The sequence below is a fragment of the Pantoea sp. Lij88 genome (assembly GCF_030062155.1).
Classification (GTDB): Bacteria; Pseudomonadota; Gammaproteobacteria; order Enterobacterales; family Enterobacteriaceae; genus Pantoea.
In genome coordinates this window covers 329,687-350,342 of record NZ_CP118267.1, presented here as the reverse complement: position 1 = coordinate 350,342, position 20,656 = coordinate 329,687, and the positions used below count along the sequence as shown (strand labels likewise).

Annotated in this window: 21 protein-coding genes; 7 read left to right on the top strand and 14 right to left on the bottom strand. The window is 54.2% G+C overall.

Annotation, left to right across the window (positions count from 1 at the left end):
• Positions 1-3: 3 nt before the first annotated feature.
• A complete protein-coding gene (gene eptA, locus PU624_RS01855) occupies positions 4-1,653 on the top strand; it encodes a phosphoethanolamine transferase EptA (RefSeq protein ID WP_283544608.1) in 1,650 nt (549 codons plus the stop codon).
• Positions 1,654-1,667: 14 nt separating this feature from the next.
• Here the strand turns inward: eptA and PU624_RS01850 are convergent, their stop codons facing one another.
• Both PU624_RS01850 and PU624_RS01845 read right to left on the bottom strand, forming a co-directional pair.
• The gene (locus PU624_RS01850; RefSeq protein WP_283544607.1) at positions 1,668-2,237 is read right to left on the bottom strand and encodes a DUF4142 domain-containing protein; all 570 of its coding nucleotides are present in this window, start codon (positions 2,235-2,237) and stop codon (positions 1,668-1,670) included.
• 231 nt (positions 2,238-2,468) lie between these two features.
• The gene (locus PU624_RS01845; protein WP_283544606.1) at positions 2,469-2,654 is read right to left on the bottom strand and encodes a con-10 family general stress protein; all 186 of its coding nucleotides are present in this window, start codon (positions 2,652-2,654) and stop codon (positions 2,469-2,471) included.
• Between the two features lie 381 nt (positions 2,655-3,035).
• Here PU624_RS01845 and PU624_RS01840 point away from each other — a divergent pair, with 381 nt between their 5' ends.
• Positions 3,036-3,521, top strand: coding sequence for an anti-virulence regulator CigR family protein (locus PU624_RS01840; protein ID WP_283544605.1), 486 nt, complete (start codon positions 3,036-3,038; stop codon positions 3,519-3,521).
• Positions 3,522-3,533: 12 nt separating this feature from the next.
• Here the strand turns inward: PU624_RS01840 and PU624_RS01835 are convergent, their stop codons facing one another.
• Positions 3,534-4,436 carry an AraC family transcriptional regulator gene (locus PU624_RS01835; RefSeq protein ID WP_283544604.1) on the bottom strand — a complete coding sequence of 301 codons (903 nt, stop codon included), beginning with the start codon at positions 4,434-4,436 and terminating at the stop codon, positions 3,534-3,536.
• A 124-nt stretch (positions 4,437-4,560) separates the two neighbouring features.
• Between PU624_RS01835 and PU624_RS01830 the strand changes: the two genes are divergently transcribed.
• Positions 4,561-5,445: an SDR family oxidoreductase gene (locus tag PU624_RS01830; protein ID WP_283544603.1), complete on the top strand. Its 885-nt coding sequence runs from the start codon at positions 4,561-4,563 to the stop codon at positions 5,443-5,445.
• Between the two features lie 106 nt (positions 5,446-5,551).
• Here the strand turns inward: PU624_RS01830 and PU624_RS01825 are convergent, their stop codons facing one another.
• Complete coding sequence (locus tag PU624_RS01825) at positions 5,552-6,631, bottom strand: quinone oxidoreductase family protein (RefSeq protein WP_283544602.1); 1,080 nt, start codon at positions 6,629-6,631, stop codon at positions 5,552-5,554.
• 104 nt (positions 6,632-6,735) lie between these two features.
• Between PU624_RS01825 and PU624_RS01820 the strand changes: the two genes are divergently transcribed.
• Positions 6,736-7,506, top strand: a complete 771-nt coding sequence (locus PU624_RS01820; RefSeq protein ID WP_283544601.1) for a helix-turn-helix transcriptional regulator — start codon at positions 6,736-6,738, stop codon at positions 7,504-7,506.
• Positions 7,507-7,524: 18 nt separating this feature from the next.
• On the opposite strand, the gene PU624_RS01815 is transcribed toward PU624_RS01820, so the two are convergent.
• On the bottom strand, positions 7,525-7,929 hold the full coding sequence (locus tag PU624_RS01815) for a RidA family protein (RefSeq protein ID WP_283544600.1): 405 nt from the start codon (positions 7,927-7,929) through the stop codon (positions 7,525-7,527).
• A gap of 141 nt (positions 7,930-8,070) precedes the next feature.
• Between PU624_RS01815 and PU624_RS01810 the strand changes: the two genes are divergently transcribed.
• The gene (locus tag PU624_RS01810; RefSeq protein WP_283544599.1) at positions 8,071-8,670 is read left to right on the top strand and encodes a TetR/AcrR family transcriptional regulator; all 600 of its coding nucleotides are present in this window, start codon (positions 8,071-8,073) and stop codon (positions 8,668-8,670) included.
• A 50-nt stretch (positions 8,671-8,720) separates the two neighbouring features.
• On the opposite strand, the gene PU624_RS01805 is transcribed toward PU624_RS01810, so the two are convergent.
• The gene (locus tag PU624_RS01805) at positions 8,721-9,290 is read right to left on the bottom strand and encodes a TetR/AcrR family transcriptional regulator (RefSeq protein WP_283544598.1); all 570 of its coding nucleotides are present in this window, start codon (positions 9,288-9,290) and stop codon (positions 8,721-8,723) included.
• A gap of 181 nt (positions 9,291-9,471) precedes the next feature.
• On the opposite strand from PU624_RS01805, the gene PU624_RS01800 reads away from it, so the two are divergent.
• Positions 9,472-10,134, top strand: a complete 663-nt coding sequence (locus PU624_RS01800) for a glutathione S-transferase (RefSeq protein WP_283545145.1) — start codon at positions 9,472-9,474, stop codon at positions 10,132-10,134.
• 132 nt (positions 10,135-10,266) lie between these two features.
• Here the strand turns inward: PU624_RS01800 and PU624_RS01795 are convergent, their stop codons facing one another.
• From PU624_RS01795 to PU624_RS01765, 7 genes are all read right to left on the bottom strand, one after another.
• Complete coding sequence (locus tag PU624_RS01795; RefSeq protein WP_283544597.1) at positions 10,267-11,046, bottom strand: ABC transporter ATP-binding protein; 780 nt, start codon at positions 11,044-11,046, stop codon at positions 10,267-10,269.
• Positions 11,043-11,729, bottom strand: coding sequence for an ABC transporter permease (locus PU624_RS01790; protein WP_283544596.1), 687 nt, complete (start codon positions 11,727-11,729; stop codon positions 11,043-11,045). The genes PU624_RS01795 and PU624_RS01790 overlap by 4 nt, the downstream gene beginning before the upstream one ends.
• Before the next feature lie 9 nt (positions 11,730-11,738).
• Positions 11,739-12,464 carry an ABC transporter permease gene (locus PU624_RS01785; RefSeq protein ID WP_283544595.1) on the bottom strand — a complete coding sequence of 242 codons (726 nt, stop codon included), beginning with the start codon at positions 12,462-12,464 and terminating at the stop codon, positions 11,739-11,741.
• 6 nt (positions 12,465-12,470) lie between these two features.
• A complete protein-coding gene (locus tag PU624_RS01780) occupies positions 12,471-13,319 on the bottom strand; it encodes an ABC transporter substrate-binding protein (RefSeq protein WP_283544594.1) in 849 nt (282 codons plus the stop codon).
• A gap of 21 nt (positions 13,320-13,340) precedes the next feature.
• A complete protein-coding gene (locus tag PU624_RS01775) occupies positions 13,341-14,528 on the bottom strand; it encodes a M20 metallopeptidase family protein (protein ID WP_283544593.1) in 1,188 nt (395 codons plus the stop codon).
• Between the two features lie 226 nt (positions 14,529-14,754).
• Positions 14,755-15,669, bottom strand: a complete 915-nt coding sequence (locus tag PU624_RS01770; protein WP_283544592.1) for an alpha/beta fold hydrolase — start codon at positions 15,667-15,669, stop codon at positions 14,755-14,757.
• Between the two features lie 50 nt (positions 15,670-15,719).
• The gene (locus PU624_RS01765; RefSeq protein WP_283544591.1) at positions 15,720-16,334 is read right to left on the bottom strand and encodes a TetR/AcrR family transcriptional regulator; all 615 of its coding nucleotides are present in this window, start codon (positions 16,332-16,334) and stop codon (positions 15,720-15,722) included.
• Between the two features lie 245 nt (positions 16,335-16,579).
• Between PU624_RS01765 and PU624_RS01760 the strand changes: the two genes are divergently transcribed.
• Positions 16,580-17,611 (top strand): AI-2E family transporter, encoded by a 1,032-nt coding sequence (locus tag PU624_RS01760; protein WP_283544590.1) that lies wholly within the window; start codon positions 16,580-16,582, stop codon positions 17,609-17,611.
• Here the strand turns inward: PU624_RS01760 and PU624_RS01755 are convergent.
• Positions 17,600-20,329, bottom strand: a complete 2,730-nt coding sequence (locus PU624_RS01755; RefSeq protein ID WP_283544589.1) for a cation-transporting P-type ATPase — start codon at positions 20,327-20,329, stop codon at positions 17,600-17,602. The two genes, PU624_RS01760 and PU624_RS01755, sit on opposite strands and share 12 nt — an antisense overlap.
• Positions 20,330-20,656: the final 327 nt, after the last annotated feature.

The window sequence follows — 20,656 nt, the reverse complement described above, 5'->3', positions numbered from 1 at the left end:
TTTATGCCTCGATTCAGAATTAATAAGCCTGTAATGCCCCGCGTGACCTTTATCCTGTTATTTTCACTCTATATTTCAGTTTTTCTCAATTTCGCCTATTACCGGCAGGCTTATTCGCTCATAGAGATGAACGGGCTGAGTAATATTCTTTTTTTCCTCTCCATGCCCATTGTCGCTTTCAGCGTCATTAATATTGTGGTGACGCTTGCCTCTTTTTTGTGGCTGGACAGAGTCACCATAGCGCTGTTTGTCATTGTTTCCGCGACAGCGCAGTACTTTATTCAGCACTATGGCATCATCCTTGATCGTTCGATGATCACGAATATGGTGGATACGACGCCTGCAGAAAGCATGGCACTGCTCACACCAAAGATGATTGCGGTAATATTTTGCACGGGCATTTTCATGGCTGCACTGGCCTTCTGGCCCACGTTTAAAAAGTCGGTTCCGGTGTGGAAAGGGGTGATTCAGCGCGCGGTAAGTCTGGTAATTTCCGTGGCGCTGATAGCCGTAATAGCCATGTTGTTTTATAAAGATTACGCCTCCCTGTTTCGTAATAATCACGAACTGGTGAAATCCCTGAGTCCGTCTAATTTCATTGCCGCCTCGCTCTCTTACTATAATCACCGCGAACGGGCTAATCTTCCGCTGGTGAAAATGGGTGAAGATGCGCATCAGCTCCCCAGCGTGCTGAACGGCCCTAAAAAGAACCTGACGATTCTGGTAGTGGGTGAAACGTCTCGTGCTGCCAATTTTTCTCTGGGCGGTTATCAACGACCGACCAATCCTTTACTGGCCGAAGATGATGTCGTCTATTTTCCTGACGTCTCCTCCTGTGGCACTTCCACGGCGGTCTCCGTTCCCTGCATGTTTTCGAATATGCCGCGCAGGCATTACGATGATGCTCTGGCCAGCCATCAGGAAGGACTGCTGGATATTATTCAGCGGGCAGGTCTGAGCGTTCTGTGGCATGAGAACGATGCGGGATGCAAAGGGGCCTGCGATCGGGTGCCTAATCAGGATATGACCGCCCTGAATCTTCCGGGAATGTGTATTAAAGGCGAGTGCTATGATGAGGTGCTTTTCCATGGACTGGAAGAATATATAAACCAGCTTCAGGGCAATGGCGTGATCGTACTGCATACGATTGGCAGTCATGGCCCGACCTACAATCACCGTTATCCTCCGGAATTCGGCAAATTCAAACCCACTTGTGAAACCAATCAGATTCAGGAGTGTTCGCAGGACCAGCTGATTAATACCTATGACAATACCATCCTGTATGCGGACTATATCGTCGATAAAGCGATTGAATTACTGAAGGCCCATCAGGATAAATTTACGACCAGCCTGGTTTATCTGTCAGATCACGGTGAGTCACTGGGCGAGAAAGGTGTCTATCTGCATGGTCTGCCCTATGCTATTGCGCCTGAAGCCCAGACCCATGTGCCGCTGCTAATCTGGCTGTCACCCGACTATCAGCAGCGTTATGCCGTGGACTACGCCTGCCTGAGCCATCAGGCGACTACGCAAAAATATTCTCAGGACAATCTGTTTTCAACCATGCTGGGCATTACCGGCGTTCAGACCCGGGAATATGTTGCATCGGACGATATACTTGCGACATGCAGGAATAAACCCGGCCAAAAATAAGTGATGAAGCCCGGTTACATCGACATGTGCCGGGCAGTTTTCAGATGCTGTTCGACAACCGGGGTATGTGCGTCGGCCAGCGCCTTTACATCCGGATCCTTAATCTTCGTCGCGTCGCTCTTCAACGTTGAAAGCACCATCTTATGGTCCATGACGCCGGCGTTTTCCATATACATTTTGTCAAACGCTGTGCCGCTCTGCTTTTCCAGCTTATCGGCCATGGCCTTATGTTTCGTGTCTGGCGCAGTCGGTAACGTCACCTCTTTTTGCTCGGCAACTGCCTGAACTTTTGTCAGGGCACTGCTGTGATCGTCGACCATCTTCTGTGCAAAGGTTTTAACTTCCGCGTTTTGTGTTTTATTCAGCGCAATTCTGGCGGCAGCGATTTCATTAATATTAGCCTGCGCCATATCTTTCAATGCTTTTTCATCACCGGCGCTCAGCTTGTTATTCTTCACAGTCTGCGGTGCATTCCCGCCCTGCGGTGCGCTTGTCTGCGTCTCAGCCAGTACGCTGGCAGTGCTGAACAGAGCGACGACGGTGGATAGAGCCAGCAGCCCTTTATAGATTTTATTGTTTTTCATTTTGTACTCCTGAATATCAAGGGAAAGACCGATATCAGATAAATTCTGCTCAGCCTTGTTGAGAAGTCAGAAACATAGGAGTCCGTGAGTGAAACCGCGTGACCGCCATTCAGGCTTTACGGCCGGAAAGGATGGCAGGACCTCACGGAAGTAAAGAACGGGAGATGCAGGCGCACAGTGTCGGCCAGAACATCCTTTATTCTAATCCGACACCGTTCCTGTAGAACTTATTCACACACTGGCATCCTGCGCTTTGCCCCGGCGACTGACTGAGCCACCTTTACGGCCGGCCTCAACCGCTCTGTCCGGATTATTTTTGAAATTTCCGCTGCTGGCCTTTCCGCCTTTGCTTCCCGCTTCTGCAGCCCGTTGTGGATTTTCCGCGAAATTACCTGATCCGCCTCGATGCGTCGTCATATTTACTCCCTCGCTTAAGGTGTCTTATGTTGCAGAGTTATTAAGCGTCGTAGTAATGTCAGGCAATCGCAAATATAAACAATGCATTGCAGCAGCATAAAAATAACGAAAGGCTGTTCCGTCTCGCTTAAATCCGAATTTTTATCTATTATAAGCAAAGGTTTCAGCATGAAATTTATACGAAATATCAAAACAGCGTACAGCTTTTCACTGAATTGTTTTAAGATAATTCTTAATACCACGGTGCGGTTATCGGCCGTTTAATCCTGGGTAATAACTAAGGTGCGACAGAATAATGTGATGAGGTTCAGCTCAATTACCCTGTTACATCGCCTTTAATTGTCATCGTTCTGATTATTCGGGAATATGAAGGAAAGTAATATGCTCAAATCTCGCGCTTTAAAAGCCGCATTTGCGGTAGTTTTATCCGTTACTGTGCTTGCTGCGCCAGTTTATGCCAATCCGGGCAACGGAAACGGGGGTGGCGGTCAGGGTAATAATGGCAAAAGCGGAGAACATGGAAACAAAGGCCATGGTAATGCGGGTCCGAAAGATAAACACGGAAATCGTAAGAACGCCGGACGACCCGATAATGTCGGATCAGATATCAACTTCTCTTTTGCACGTAATCTTGCCGTTAATAATGGCCTTGTCGGCTATCAGTCTCTGCCGCCAGGCATCGCTAAAAAAGTGGCGCGTGGTAAACCTTTGCCTCCGGGTATCGCCAAAAAAAGTTTGCCGCCATCAATGCTGGACCAGCTGCCCTATTATCCTGGCTATGAGTGGCGAGCCGTCGGTGATGATCTGGTACTGATAGCGCTAAGTACCGCTGTCGTAACCGCCGTCATCAATGGGGTTTTCGACTAAGCTTCTGCACTGTTACGTTCGGGTTACCTTTCCCGGAGGAACGCCAGTCACCCGCTTAAAGGCTTTTCTGAAGGCGCTTTCAGATTCATATCCCAGCGCGGCAGAAATGCCTGAAATCGTCTCGCCTGAACGTTGCAGACGGTCGCTGGCGAGCAGCATCCTCCATTGCGTCAGATACTCTATAGGCGTGATTCCAACCGTCTGACCAAAGTGTTTTGCAAAGGCTGCGCGTGACATCCCGGCCTGTAATGCCAGCGTATTGAGCGTCCACTTTTGTTCGGGATTCTGGTGCATACAGGCCAGCGCGACACTCAACTTTTTGTCTCTCAGGGCAACTAACCAGCCAGCATTCCCCTTCTGATTGTCACTGGCATGCAGCCGCAACGCCTGGATCAAGAGCATAAATGCCAGTTGCTGGACGATGAGCCCGCTGCCAGGCTCAGGCTCCCGCACTTCCTGTGACAACCGTTCAAGTGCCCAGCGCATTGCCGCTTTGTCTCTGTCTTTCCGGATGTGCACAATTTGCGGAAGTCCGCCTAACAGCATCTGTGCTGCCCTTCCTGCCAGAAAAAAATGGCCACCGACCAGCAGACACGACGACTTTTCGACAAGCTTTTCGGCTGTAACTGAAACCATTTCGGCACGGAGCATCTGAAAATCCACGGTCTTTACTGACAGGTCTGTCGCCAGCCTGAAAGAAGGGCCGGGAGGCAACAGATAACAATCGCCCGCAGCAAGGCGTATCGGCTCAGTAATGCCCTCTACGGACAACCAGCACTCTCCCGTGACGACGGCATAGCATTTAACACCTTCATGAGCCGGCCACTGCACTGACATGTCTGCAGTGAGGACAACCCCGCCGGAAGCGAAGCTTTCGGGCTTAAGGAGTGACAACAGTTGAGAAAGAGGATCCATACCGACTCCAGACTATCAGACATAAAAAAGCGACTTTATCACATAGATCGTACTCCTGAACGCACCTAAAGTAGCGGCATCGGGTTGAAACAGCGATTCTCAACAATGCGAAGCAGGAGCTAAAATGCGTATATTTCTGACAGGTGCGACAGGCTTTATTGGCACAGCGATCTCAGCACAGCTGATTGCCGCAGGACATGAGGTTGTGGGACTGACCCGGAGCCAGCAGGGAGCAGAAGTGCTGGCCGCTGCAGGCATCGAACCTTTTTACGGTGATATCGCCGACGTTGACAGCCTGCGTCGCGGCGCAATGGACAGTGACGGTGTCATCCATACCGCATTCAATCACGACTTTTCTGCGTTTATCGCAAACTGCGAAATGGATCGGCAGGCTATTATCGCAATGGCCGAAGCGCTGAGCGATACGCAGCGCCCCCTGCTTATTACGTCTGGCGTGGGTCTGGGTTCATCGGGAGCGGGAATAATCGCCGTTGAAAATCATTTCAATTATCAGCATGTCAACCCACGCAAAGCCTCAGAGCTGGCAGGGATAGAGGCCGCAGAAATGGGGGTCAATGTGTCAGTTATCCGGCTTTCGCAGGTTCATACTCCACAGAAACAGGGATTGATCACCCCACTGATTGAGCTTGCTCGTCAGAAAGGGGTATCAGCATACATCGACGAGGGGCTTAACCGCTGGTCAGCGGTACATCTGAGTGATGCGGCGCGCCTCTATGTACTGGCACTTAACGCCAACATTCCGGGCAGTCGATATCATGCCGTTGCCGAGGAAGGCATCACGATGCGCACCATCGCTGAAACTATCGGGCATGTCATTAATGTCCCGATGGTCAGCCTCAACGCCTCTGACGCTGGTGAACATTTTGGCTGGCTGAGTAAATTTGTTGCCCAGGATATGTCAGCCTCCGGTGCCCAAACGCAGCAGCAACTTGCCTGGCGTCCTGAAGGGCCGGATTTGATTTCCGATCTTGAGAAAATCAGTCGGTAATTAACAGGATTCGGGGCTCATCGCGAAGTGCTTTGAGGCAGCATTCAGGGCAACATTGTTCTGAACGTTGAGTGAACAGACTCAGTCTCCGGAGAGACTGAGTCTGTTACGGGCGCACCACTGTCAGTTTAAAGGGGCCGCTGTTTTCGGCGGCGTGCGTAATAGCATGATTAATCTCACTCAGTGGAAATTCCGTCACCGCGTAATGGCTGAGATCCAGCAGTCCTGACCGGATAAGCCCCACCAGCGTGTCAACAGCCTCAGGTTCATACATCCACTGTCCTTTTATTGTAATGAGGTTGCGCATAATCCACGGATAAGGCAGCGCCAGATCGTCACCGCCCAGCATGCCGACGCCGCCCATCAGCACGGCCCGACCATAAGGTCTCACCGACAAAATGGCGTTGCGCGCCACGGATGCCTGGGCTGAAGGCGGGAGCAGATCGAGCACAGCATCGACAGAACCCCCTGCTGCACTTTTCATCGCGGAGATATCCCTGTCGGCCATGCCGCTGAGCGTGACGGTTTCTATCCGCGAACCAAATCGTTTGCTGAGGTCCTGCAAAACCTGTTGATTGCGTCCGGGCGCGATCACCTTCCTGGCACCCATTGCGATGGCAGCCAGCACGGCTGAACTGCCGAAATTACCCGTGGCGCCACTCACCAGCAGGCTCTCGCCGGCTTTAAGATCCATCGCCAGTAAACCGCCATAAGCCACCAGCAGCGTAGTGATGGCGCACCAGGCTGCGGCCTCAGCCGGATCGATATCACCCATCGGCACCGCGTTTTCAGTGGGAACGCGAATCTGCTCAGCGAAGCTGCCATTCAGATGATATTGCTGTATTTTTTGCCCGCCCTCACCCCGCGCACTCCAGCCCTGCAACACGATTTCAGGCGACTGCGCGTTATCTCTCGAACGCACTGTCGGATCGCAAAAAACCCAGTCGCCCGGCTTAAGCCAGGCTGCATCGGGGCCGGTTTCGCGCACCCGTCCAATAGCTCCGCAGCCGGGAATAACCGGCGGCGGTAGAAGATATTTTCTTGCGCCACTGAACACTTCACTGGCATAGGAAAGAATCGGTGCCGCAACAACATCCACAATCACCTCCCCTGTGCCCAGGATCGGCGGCGGGACATCCTGAATGCTGAGTGGTTTTCCGAACGATTCGAGTACCGCTGCTTTCATCGTGTTATCCCTCATCTTCTGTAGAGAAGGCAACTATAAGAGGGCTTAACAGCGGCGAAAATAGACTAGTTTTATAGGGGTATAAATCACGACCAGGTTAACTCATGCTGCCAAAAAGTGAATTAAGTCATTTCCTGCGCTCCCGCCGTGCCCGGATTAAGCCTGACAGTCGGGATGTTCGTACCAGTGACAGGCGTCGGACGCCGGGATTACGGCGCGAAGAGGTCGCAGCCAGAATGGCCATCAGCACGGAGTGGTACACGAAAATCGAACAGGGACGGGTGGAGTCGCTCTCAGATCGGGTTGTCAGCGCGCTGGGCCGGGCGCTGGAGCTTGATAAGGTTGATGTGCTGCATCTGCAGTCGCTGACCCGGCGGAAAACAGAGAATATCATCGACGAAGCGATCCCTGAGGGAGTAATAAAACTGGTTCGCGGATTAGCCGAGCCAGCTTACGTCACCAATGCTCGCTGGGACGTGCTGATATGGAACAGTGCGGCAGCAGAGCTGATCACAGACTTCAGCCTGTTATCCGATGAAGACAGGAACATCCTGATTTTCATGCTGACCACGCCGGAGGCGCGGACACTGTTCGGCGAGACCTGGCCTAAAGAAGCCCAAAGAATGCTGGGTCTGTTTCATGCTGACTACGACCGAAATGCGCACAACCCCGCTTTCCCGTCACTTATCACCCGGCTTGAGCTCGAGTGTCAGGAATTCAGCGAATGGTGGAACGAGCATGTCATCGCCGCACCCGTCTCCGGGGTGAAATGCCTCACAGGCAGGGATGGCGTGAAGCGAACCTTCAGTTATTCCAGCTTTATGTCGAATGATGCACTTTCGCTGAAGATGTCGATCTATGTTCCTGAAAGTTAACCTCACCCCGCCCTGTTCTTACTGACCTGACTGTTCCGGAATGCGGGCAATCACCTTGATCTCAAAATCAAAACCGGCCAGCCAGGTCACCCCCACCGCTGTCCAGTTAGGATAAGGCGGCTGCGGGAAAATTCGCTGCTTCACCTGCATGATGGTTTCAAACTGATTCTCCGGATCGGTGTGGAACGTGGTGACATCGATCAGGTCGTCAAAGGTACAGCCTGCTGCAGCCAGCGTGGCCGCCAGATTTTCAAACGCCAGTTCAACCTGAGTAGCAAAATCGGGTTCTGGCGTGCCGTCGGCGCGGCTGCCCACCTGACCCGAGACAAACAGGAGATCGCCAGATCGGATAGCGGCGGAATAGCCATGCTGCTGATAAAGCGCATGACGATTGGCAGGAAAAATGGGTTCGCTTGTGATCATAGAATGTCCTTAGCAGCCTCAGTGGGATTACAGGATGCAGCGCATACAGGTTTGATTTAATATACGCGGCGTATGCCACATTAATCACGCATACGCCGCGTATGTCAATTAATATACGGTGCGTATGTGAAAGGAAAATCCATGGCCGTAAAGCGTCGCGTAGAATCAATGGAAGAGAACCGGGCAAAACTGATCGCGGCAGCGCGCGCTGCCTTTGCCGAAAAAGGCTTTGCCGCCGCGTCAATGGATGAGCTGACGGCCAGCGTGGGCCTGACTCGCGGGGCGCTCTACCATAACTTTGGTGATAAAAAGGGGCTGCTCGCAGCGGTCGTCGCGCAGGTTGATGGCGAAATGGCGCAACAGGCTAAAGCGGCAGCGTCCGGCGTGACGGATGAGTGGGAGAAGCTGGTGGCCGAGGGCATCGCCTATATCCGCATGGCGATGGATGCCGAAGTGCAGCGTATTGTGCTGCGTGATGGCCCGGCTTTCCTGGGCGATCCCGCGCAGTGGCCCAGCCAGAACAGCTGTCTGGAAGCCACGCGCGAAACGATTGTGAAGCTGATCGACAGTGGATTGATTAAGCCGATTGACGCCGATGCCGCCGCACATCTGCTGAACAGTGCGGCGCTGAATGCCGCTCTCTGGGTCGGCTCCAGCAGCGATCCGGAAAAAGCATTGCCAAAGATGATCGCGGTGTTTACCCAGCTGGCAGGCGGCCTGCGCCAGAACGTTTCACCCTGAATGCTGAGGCTCTTAGCGCCTGACGGTGTGGGCGCCTTCCACGTTTTCATTCACTGCGACAGCGGAATCAGGCCTGACTCCTGATAGGTCGCAATCAGGCTATCAAAAACGGTTAACTCCTGGCGTGTGCGGGCAATTAACTGCGCGCCAGCAACCGCAGTGTAAATTGCCAGCGCGCGCCGGGCATTTTTCTCTCTGTTATCAGGGTCTTTTTCGCCAAGGACTTCAGTCAGCCACTCAACGTTCGCCTCAACGAAACACTGCACCTCCTGCTTCACTTCCTCCGGCAGATCGTCATATTCCGCTGCCATAAAGCTGGAAAGACAGAGCCGGTTGGCGTCTTCAAGCGACATACGGAAAATCTGCGGATAGCGCTGCAGCGCCTCATCCGGTGAGGCACTTTGCTCGCGGATAGTCTTTAAATTCTGCACCGTATCCTGCCAGTATCGATTGGCGACAGCCGCCCCCAGGCTGGCTTTGCTGGCGAAGTGATAATAAATACTGGCATTCTTAATCCCCACCTCATCCGCGATGCTGCGAAAGTTAATTCCGTTATAGCCATGATTCTGAGCAGCACTCTTTGCTGCGGCCAGGATAGCTTCACGTGCGTTCAGGCTCATAATCCTGTTTTCCTTTTAGAAATGAAGGCTCATTATAAAGAAAAATTTTTTACCTGCCAACTGGTAGACAGGGCTTGACAACCTGAAAGTTCCGCGCCACAATCCAACTACCAATTGACAGGTAGGTAAATTAATCATGACTGATATCAACAATGCATCTGTAGCTGCGTCACTCCCTTCGATGAAAATCTATGACTGGTATGATGGTCCTTATCCTGCACGGGTCAGAATTGCCCTGGCGGAAAAAGGAATGCTTTCTCAGGTCGAATTTATCCCGGTAAATCTGTGGACAGGTGAGCATAAAAAGCCTGAATTTTTAGCCATCAATTACTCAGGTACCCTGCCGGTATTAGCGCTGAATGATGGAACGCTGATCGCAGAGTGCACCGCGATTACGCAATATCTGGACGTGCTGGATGACAACCCTGTTCTGACTGGCGTTACGCCGGTAGAAAAAGGCGTTATCCATATGATGACCAAACGGGCTGAGATCGAATTTCTTGATGCGGTCAGCGTCTATTTCCACCATGCCACCTCAGGACTGGGGCCAGAAGTTGAGCTTTATCAGAATGCGGAATGGGGTGAGAAAATGCGCGAAAAGGCCATCCGGGGCATGCACTACTTCGACGGCGTTTTACGCTCGCAGCCGTATGTCGCGGGCAATACGTTTTCGATGGCCGATATTGCCGTAACAGGCGGAATGATCTTCTCGGCTCTGGTGAACCTTGCTGTGCCAGACGAATGCACAGCTCTGAAAGCGTGGTATTCAGACATCCAGTGCCGTCCCAGCTATCAGCAGTGGCAGGCACTGGTTGAAGCGGGCCGCCCGGTGTTTAATCCTTAATTTCAGGATTGGCGTTAACAGGCTCGTCTGAACCACAAAAGCTGGCTGATAAAAAACCCCGGAAAATCTTCCGGGGTTTTCTGATCATAAAACACGCAACAGCGCCGCAGTCAGACTACGTTGCCGGCCTCACTAACCTGCATTACGTTCAAAGTGGCTGTTCACAAAGGCGCGGCAGCGTGGCGAGATCGGATCGAGGAACACCTGTTCCGGCGAACCCGACTCCTCAATCATGCCCTGATGCAGAAACACCGCTTTGTTCGACACGTCTCGCGCAAAGCCCATTTCATGCGTCACGATAATCATGGTGCGTCCCTCTTCCGCCAGGCTCCGGATCACCCGTAACACTTCGCCCACCAGCTCCGGATCCAGCGCGGAGGTCGGCTCGTCAAACAGGATCGCTTTCGGCTGCTGCGCCAGCGCCCTTGCAATCGCCACACGCTGCTGCTGGCCGCCGGAAAGCTGCGATGGCCAGGCGTCGCGTTTTGCATAGAGTCCCACTTTGTGCAGCAGCGCTTCGGCTTCTTCAATCGCCTCTTTATGGCTGCGTTTCTGCACATGGACCGGCGCTTCGATGATGTTCTGCATGACCGTTTTATGCGGCCACAGGTTGAAGCTCTGAAACACAAAGCCGAGCTGCATCCGCATCAGCTTGATGCGGCGACGCTGCTCGCGGCTCAGTTTCTCCTCGGCGTTATCCAGCGTGACGGTAACGTCGCCGACCGCGATTTCGCCCGCCTGCGGCACTTCCAGAAACGGAATGCAGCGTAACAGCGTACTCTTGCCCGACCCGCTGGCACCAATCAGCGAAATCACATCGCCATCCTGCGCGGTCAGGCTGATGTCGTGCAGCACTTCGTGTCCCGCATAACTCTTTCTGAGATGACTCAGCATGATGGTTGGGGCGGTCATGAGCGTGCTCCAAAATAGTAAGGTGATAAGCGTCGTTCCAGCATTGATACGCCTTTGCTGACCAGCATGGTGAGTATCAGGTAGATCACCGCCGCACTGAGGAACACCTCCAGCGCCCGGAAGGTGGAAGAGACAATCGAGTCAGCAATGCCGGTCATCTCCATCAGGCTGATAGTACTGACCAGCGACGTCGCTTTGATCATCGAGATGATTTCATTGCTGTAGGCCGGTAGCGCCTGTCGAATCGCAATCGGTAAGGTGATCCGGGTGAAGATCTTATATGACGACATACCCGAGACTTTTGCAGCCTCCAGCGACTGCTGACTCACCGCGCGCAGTCCGCCGCGCAGGATCTCCGAGGTGTAAGCCGCATCATTGAGGATCAGCGCCAGCAAGCCGCACCAGTAGGGATCGCGCAGCAGCGGCCAGAACAGACTGTCGCGCACCGCCGGTAAACTGCCGAGGCCGTAATAAACCATAAAAATCTGGATCAACAGCGGCGTACCGCGAAACAGCCAGACGTAGAAACGGCAGAAGAGACTGCCGACGCGCGTCATGCGCAGCAGATTAAGCAGCAGCGCCAGCACGCCGCCACCCAGCAGCGAGAGCAGCGCCAGGTTAACGGTCAGCGGCAATCCTTTCAGCAGCGCCAGCAGCGTCTGCTTTAAAAACATCATATCCACGTGGACTCCTTATCCCTTCACGCGCTGTTGACCGCGCATCGCAAACTTTTCCACGTAGCGGAAAACCATATCGGAACAGGTCGTAATAATCAGGTAGATCACCGCACCCACGCTGTAGAAGAAAAAGGACATCTGGGTGGAGTTAGCGGCGGTAGAGACCTGGTTCATGGTTTCCACCAGCCCGGTCACCGAGACCAGCGCCGACTCTTTGATCACCGATTGCCACTGGTTGCCCATGCCCGGCAGCGCGGTGCGTAACGCCTGCGGCACGATGATGCGGCGAAACATCATCAGCCGCCCCATGCCGGTGACGGTCGCGGCTTCCAGCGTCCCGCCCGGAATGGCGTAAAACGCGCCGCGAAACACACCGCTCTGATAGGCGCCGGAGATCAGCCCGATGGCAATCGCGCCCGCGACAAAACCGTTCACATCGAACGGTCCCTGAAAGCCCAGCGCGGTACCCACGGTGGAAACGACCTGGCGTCCACCGAAGTAGAAGAGGTAGATCACCAGCAGTTCCGGCACGCCGCGAAACAGCGTGATGTAACCTGCCGCCAGACGCTGCTGCCAGCGTGAACCGGCGATCTGCATCCAGCAGAGCACGCTGCCCAGCATCGCCCCGAGCAGCCAGGCGCAGAGCGACACGCTGACGGTGACAGCGGCGGCGTTAAGCAACACGCCACCCCAGCCCTCATCCCCGAAACCCAGTATCTGCAAGTCAATGTTCATCAGCATCAGCGGTTACGCTTTTGGCGCAACATCTTCGCCAAACCATTTCATCGACAGTTTGCTCAGCGTGCCGTCTTTGATCATGGAGTCCAGCGCCTGGTTCAGCACCTGCTGCAGTTCGCTATTACCTTTGCGCAGACCAATCGCCGATCCTGCGCCCAGCACGCCACCCGAGAAGCCGTAGCCGCTGCTGCTGATCGCATCGCTATGTTTTTTCACAAAAGCGTTGAGGTTGGTGCGTGACGCCATGACGGCATCAACGCGGCCATTCATCAGGTCAGCGAAGGTTTCAGGACCGGCCTGATAGGTACGGATGGTGGCGACATCGCCCAGGTATTTCTGCAGGAAGTCAGCCTGGATAGTGGCGACCTGCACCGCAATGGTTTTGCCTTTGAAGGTGGTTTTCAGATCGTCGATCGCTTTTTTCATGCCGGCGTCGTCATCCGCTGTCACCACCGTGCCGCTGCCTGGCAGCGTGGCCAGCGGGCTTTTCTTGGCGGTCACGAAGCTGGAGACGCTGACGGTGTACTGACGGGTAAAGTCGATCGCTTCCGCACGTTTTGGCGTCACGGTCACCGCATCAACCACCGCATCATATTTCCCGTCGATCAGCCCTGGGATCATGCCTGACCATTTCTGCGCGATGATTTCATATTTAAAACCTGCACGTTTTGCCAGTTCCGCCACCATATCCGGTTCATAGCCGACGATTTTGCCGCTCGGCGTGGTCTGGTTAAACGGAGGATAAGCGGCTTCGGTGGCAAACTTCAGGGTGCCGAAATCTTTCGCCTGGCTGAATGCGGAAGTGGCGAGCAGCGCCACGGTCAGAGAAGCCGTGAACAGGCGGTTGCGCATCATCATATAAACCTCATTTATTTATTATTAAGAGAGTAAGTCAATTGCAAGGCGGGTCAGCGCCTGCGTCCCGGCGGCAATGCTGCGTTCATCCGGCTGATAGTCGGAGTTATGCAGATGATCGTCACGGCCCGGCGTCCCCGATCCAATATGGATCTGGCAGCCCGGTACCCGTTCCGTAAACAGTGAAAAATCTTCGGCACCAAAGCTGGCGCTGGGCTGCGCGATGATGGGCTGATCAAACTGGTGCGACAGAATCTCTTCCAGCGAATCAATCAGGCGATCGTCATTCATTAAAGGCGGCACACCACGCTGGAAGTTAACCTCCACGCGTACGTTCTGCGCCAGCGCCACGCCGTCACACATCCGTTTGAACGATGCTTCCATGGCGGCGCGTACTTCCGGCGATTTCGTCCGGATGGTGCCCTGAAACAGGCAGCTGTCGGGAATAATATTGTGTGTGGTGCCGCCCTGAATGTGACCGATGGTCAACACGGCAGAATGCGCGGGATCGCGTTCACGCGAGATGATGGTCTGCAGCTGGCTGATGAGATGGACGGTGGCGAGTATCGGATCGGTGCCCATGTGCGGACGCGCCGCGTGGGTCGATACACCGTGCACCGTCACATCGAATTCATCGCTGGACGCCGTACTGGCGCCGCGCGTCAGGGCGACTTCGCCCGCCGCCAGTTCAGGCTTGTTGTGCAGGGTGACAGCCCAGTCGATGCCCTCTGCCACGCCGTCGGCGATCATCGCCTCCGCGCCACTTTCTGGCGTCTCTTCCGCAGGCTGGAAGATCAGCCGGACGCGGCCTTTGAGCTGCTGACGGTAGTGCGGCAGGATGCTTGCCACACCCAGCATTGTCGCCGTGTGAATATCGTGACCACAGGCGTGCATTTTTCCGGGATAGCGGCTGGCAAAGGGTAAACCGGTCTGCTCATGGATCGGCAGCGCGTCCATGTCAGCGCGTAACAGCAGCGTTTTGCCCGGCTCTGCGCCATCGATATCGACCACAACACCGCTGCGGCCAACGCCAGTGCGCGGCTGAAGTCCCAGCGCCCGCAGGTAGTCAGTGACCAGACTGGCGGTGCGCAGCGTATCAAAACCTAATTCCGGATGCGCATGGATATCACGTCGAATCGCCACTAACTGCGATTCAAGTTCATTAACTCTGGCTTTTATTTCCCCGGCCAGTCGTGCTTTTTCCTGATTCATAGCAGCCCCGGCAATATGCGATCGGCAGTCTGTTGCCGACCATTATTTTTAGCGCATCCTGATACTGGATGGTGATGACCGTTTATTTATTCACAGCACGTCACAGAAAGCAACGCGTAAGAATTCAGATATTATTAATAAAAATCAGAAGGATAGAGTTATTTATTGGAAAGCCGTATGAGATAGCAGCGGATCAGCAATAATATTAATAATCCGCTGCCTGATATTAATTTGCCTGATTTACAGAGGGCGTTATTCCGCTTTTATTGAGTGGCCGGGTAAAGAATTCTGCGAGTATTTCCGCTAATTTCTCCGGTTGTTCATCGGGAATAAAATGGCCGCAGTCTGGAATAGTTTCGCTGATTACCTGCCGCGCTACGGCGCGTAACGGGGTGGCCATATCGGGAATGGATCCCTGGTCGGCGCTGACGGCCAGCAGCGGTAAGGCCAGTTTGCCTTTCAGCGCACACTGGCGATTCTGCTCTGCCGACTGCGCGAAAGCGCGGTAAAAAGCCAGTCCGGCGCGCAGGGCGCCAGGCTGCTGAAAAACGCGCAGATATTCACGACGTGCCGCCGCATCAATGCAATGGGGATTGGCTGCCTTACGGTTAAAAAACCAGTCGAGGTAGATTGACTCTCTGCCGGTGACCAGTGCTTCCGGTAAATCATCCACACAGTGAAAGCCGAAGTGCCAGGTTTTCCAGGCGTTATTTCCCACCATCGGCAGCATTTCAGGCAGCGTGATACCGGGGATACCGCCATCCAGCAAGGCGAGTCTGATGACCTTTTCGGGATGACGCGCTGCCAGTGACCAGGCGACCCATGCCCCGATGTCATGCCCGACCAGATGAAAGCGTTCGATACCCAGCGAGTGCAGCAGCGCTACAATGCTTGCTGCCACGTTCCCTGTATCGTAACCACTGGCTGGAAAGTCTGAGTCGCCCTGCCCCGGCAGGTCAGGTGCGATGACATGAAAGCGGCTGGCCAGGCGGGGAATAACGTCCCGCCATGCGTAACTGCTCTGGGGGAAACCCGCGAGCAGCACCACGACCTCTGCGTGTTCATTGCCTGCGCTAAGGTAGTGCAGTCGCTGTGAGCCAATATGCGTAAAGTGGTGCTGGTAGCGTAAATGTGGCTGCATAAAACCTCCGGATAATAAGGAAACGATTACTTCCTTAATGGATAAAAAATTTAGTCGAGCACTTTCAGGGCCAGGGGGATGATGCTGGCATCGGGCCGGGTAGCCGCAACCTTACCGGCCACACGCATTCCCAGCACGATGCAGAGCAGCAGTGAGGCAGTGGCGTCACAATCCAGCTCCGGATTGACCGAACCATCCTGCTGGCCCAGCCTGATAATCTGCTGCAGATTCTGCAGATTTCGCATGAGCGCAGCGCTGACCGCCCCGGCCAGCTCTTCATCCAGCGTCTGCAACTCCACGGCGCTGACTGCGACCAGGCAGCCGCGTTCTCCTTCAACATCGCGCACTGAATCCACATAAAAATTCAGCAGCGCCTCCAGTTGCTCGCGGCCATTTTCACATTGCGCCAGCCGTGAAGCCAAGCTGCCGTTACGCTGTGAGAGATAGCGGGCAAAGACCGTCGCAAACAGCGTTTGCTTGTCGGTAAAGGCTTTATAGATGCTGCCGGTTGTGAGTTGCATAGCCTGGCCCAGATCGCCGATCGAGGTGGCGTGATAGCCTTTTTGACGGAAAACCAGCATCGCGCTATCCAGGACCGCATCGGTATCAAAGGCCCGTGGTCGTCCTCGCTCTTTAAAGTGGCTGTCTTTCAATGATGGCACCATTAGGAAATGATTATTTCCTTAATAATAGACTGATTCGTCGGTTAGTTAAAGGCGCTTTTCTGCGGCTAAGACCAGATCGCCACGCTTATGGCAGGCTGCGCATCAGAGCATTAAACACCGACTGAGCGCCATTGATCATCGCGTCAAAAGCGCCTCTTACCACTCCCACCCTCTGACCTGACGCAAGGCACTGACCTTGTGGCCTCATCTATACTGCAGCTTATCTTTGCTGAAGGAGCCCGATTATGGGACTGAGCTGGTTTACTCTCTGGCCGCCACTGGCACGGGTGCTGTTTATCCTCGCCTGCCTGACCATTATTCTCACCGGCCTTTATCTGGCGGCACCGCTGATTAATCAGGTCCTGCTGGCGACGCTGCTGGCTATCATGCTTGACCCACTGATCACCCGGCTGGATAAAAAGCGGATACCGCGCATCGTCTCCTCCCTGCTGGTGATCATGCTGATGTTGCTGATCATGGTGGTCACAACCATCAAGTTAACCGTGCTGACACCTGATTTAATGCAGCTCAGCCGCCAGACGCCTGTGCTGCTGGCGGCACGGCTTGAACAGCTGACGCTGGCTTTTGCCCGGCTCGATATCGGTATGACGCCCGACCAGTTGCTCACCTTTGTCGATGCGGGCGCGATCGTGCGCATCGTCACGGCATTTCTGACGCAGATCCCTGGCGTCATCTCCTGGTGGATCATGGTGTTCCTGATGCTGCTGTTTATGCTCTATGAGATGCCGCTGCTGAAAGCGGCGCTGCAGCAGCGGGTCACGGGTAAACATCAGGCTTTTTATCTGGCGCTGCAGGAGGGCATTCAGAGCGTCATTGTTTATGCCAGAGTGAAAACGCTGACCAGTATTCTGGGGGGATTAATTGTGGGCGTGGGTGCTCATCTGATCGGACTGAAGTTTGCCTTTTTCTGGGGCGTGCTGATGTTCATCTTTAATTATGTGCCGGTGCTGGGCTCGTTTCTGGCCGCCATTCCGCCGGTTATTCAGAGTTACATCATGTTCGATTTGCAGGTCGCGCTGGCGGTAGCCGGATTCTTTGTGGTGCTGAACCTCTGCCTGAGTTCGGTAATCGAACCGCTGCTGATTGGTAAGCGACTGAACCTGGCGCTAACCACGCAGCTGCTGGCGTTTTTGTTCTGGCAGGCATTGCTGGGGATTACGGGCGGGATACTGGCCATTCCATTGACCTATCTGATTAAGAAGGTCCTGCTGGCGAGCTATCCGCAGCAGGACCCGGAGGCTGAATTAACGCAGTGAGGTCGTCTTCACCCGCCATCCGCGGGTGAGGCGTTTTTCGATCTCAACCACCATGAAAATGGCAACACTGACAATCAGCGCAATCAGCCAGTACTTCGCTGGCAGAGGACGGGTGCCAAACAGCGTGTTCATTAATGGGACATAGATAATGATCGCCTGAAGGGCCACCAGCACCAGCGTCACCAGCCAGATTCCACGATTTTTCAGCAGACCGCGATCCAGCGAGAAGCCCTCAGCGTTACGGCAGTTCAGCATGTAAGCCCACTGTGCGGTGACCAGCATCTGCAGCAGCACGGTGCGGATAAACTCGATGCTGTAGCCACGCGGTTGCAGCCAGGCTTCCATCACAAATGCGCTGATTGAAATCAGCAGACCGACGAACACCACGCGCCAGATGGCGTAAGCATCCATGACGTGCGCTTTCACATTGCGCGGTGGCCGGCGCATCGCATTCGCTTCAGCAGGCTCAAACGCCAGACCAAACGACAGCGTGGCCGAGGTTGCCATGTTCATCCACAGAATCTGGACCGGGGTCAACGGCAGCATATTGCCCATCAGAATCGCGATAATAATCAACAGACCCTGCGCCAGGTTCGTCGGCATGATAAACAGAATGGTTTTCTTAAGGTTGTCGTAGACGCGACGCCCCTCTTTCACTGCCGCAGCAATGGTGGCGAAGTTATCATCGGCCAGAATCATATCGGCCGCCTCTTTGGTCACCTCAGTGCCTTTAATCCCCATCGCAATGCCGACGTTAGCCTGTTTCAGGGCCGGTGCGTCGTTAACGCCGTCGCCAGTCATGCCGACGATCTCACCGCTCGCTTCCAGCGCTTTCACCAGACGCAATTTATGTTCCGGGCTGGTGCGCGCAAAAATGTCATAGGTTTTGGCGGCCTCGGCAAGTTCGGCGTCGCTCATGTGTTCAAGCTGGTAGCCGGTAATAGCGGCCTGGCTGTTACCAATACCCAGCATCTGACCAATCGCCATCGCAGTTTCCTGATGGTCGCCGGTGATCATTTTGACGCGGATGCCCGCTTTCTGGCACTCGTCGATGGCGGCGATCGCCTCCGGACGCGGCGGATCCATCATGCAGGCCAGGCCCAGCAGCACCATGTCACTTTTCAGATCGCTGTGGTCCAGGACGGTAACGGGTGCAGACGTTCGCTTCCAGGCGGCGGCCACGGTGCGCAGCCCTTCGCTGGCATAGGTGCTGATGGCAGCATCCCAGTAGGCACGGTCGATAGGCTCGACACCGTCCGGCGTTTGCTGCTGCTGACAGAGTGTCAGCAGGACGTCTGGCGCTCCGGTGAGCAGCACATAGGATTCGCCATTAGCCACACAGCTGACCGACATATATTTGTAGAGAGAATCGAACGGCAGCTTGCTCACGACGTCGACCGGCTGAGGGGCGGTCATCCCTTTTGCCGCCAGCACTTTCAGCGCACCTTCCGTCGGGCCGCCAACAATCGTCCAGAACCCCTGACTTTCCTGACGCAGCTGGCTTTCATTACAGGTGTCTACCGCGTGGAGGAACTGCTGGAACAGCGGATCCTGGGCAGCCGTCACGCCCGGATTTTCGCCCTGCTCCGCAACAATCTCTCCTTTAGGTTCGTAGCTGTTTCCGCTGACGCGCCAGCGGCTTTTCGCCAGTACCACCGCTTTCACCGTCATCTCATTCATGGTGAGCGTGCCGGTTTTATCGGAGCAGATCACGGACATCGCGCCCAGGGTTTCGACCGTCGGCAGTTTGCGGATAATCGCTTTAGTGCGCGCCATCGACTGGACGCCCAGCGACAGGATGATCGAGATAATGGCGGGCAGACCTTCCGGCACAGCCGCAACCGCCAGGCTGATGACCGACAGCGACAGCTCACCCAGGGGAATGTCGCGCAGCAGATAGCCGAAGATAAATAACGCAACCATCATCAGCAGGATGATGACAAAGATCGCTTTACCGAGTTTGTCTATCTGCACCAGCAGCGGGGTTTTGGCCTCTTTTATACCGCTGATCATTTCATTGATATGACCCAGTTCAGTATCACCGCCGCTGGCGATGACGACGCCTGCGGCAGTGCCGGAGCTGACGGTCGTGCCGGAGAAAGCGAGATTCAGACGGTCGCCCAGCGATTTTTCACCGCTCAGGGTGTCGATATTCTTGGACACCACCGTCGATTCACCGGTGAGAATCGCCTCTTCCACCCGCAGGTTGTTGACTTCAAACAGTCGCAGGTCAGCCGGAATTTTGTCGCCTGGCCGTAACATCACGACGTCGCCGACCACGATATCGCGCGTTGCGACCGTGACCTGCCTGCCATCCCGCACCAGCATCGCTTCGCTGGCGAGCATGTTCTGGATGCTTTTCAGCGATTTCTCGGCGTTATTCTCCTGAATAAAGCCGATCAGGGCATTGATGACAGCCACGCCGATAATGACAAAGGTATCCACCCAGTGGCCCATGATCGCGGTGATCACCGCTGCCGCCAGCAGAATATAGATGAGCACATCTTTAAAATGCGCGATGAATTTGAGGAGTGCTGATTTTTCCGCTTTTTGCGGAAGCGCGTTGGGACCCTGTTTCTGCAGACGTTCCTGTGCGGTGGCAGTCGATAATCCTGCGGGTGAACTCTGCAGGTCGGAAAATATTTCGTCCACACTACGCTGATACCAGGGGCGGTCAGATAAAGCTAACGCTTTATCCTGCTTATCATTATTTAGCATATATAAACCTCGTGCCATTTAGCGATGAATTAAAGGCGCAATTAAAAGGCAGGCATTTTGCGGCATGCCTCTCCCGCCGGTAATGACCGATATCATATTTAGGTAAGAAACGTCTGATGGATAACATTAAATGGCTAAATTAAATCTAACCTATATTATGAGAATGACAACGTTGTTTTTGTTTAGCTATTGTTTAAGCAGGCTGATGCAGTGTGCAACGGTTTTTACTCTGGCTCGCAAAAGGAAACTCTGATGAAAAAACAGAGCATTATCATGCTTTGCGGTTTCGTTATTCTCGCGGTCGTCGCTACCACGCTGGTAGGCTTA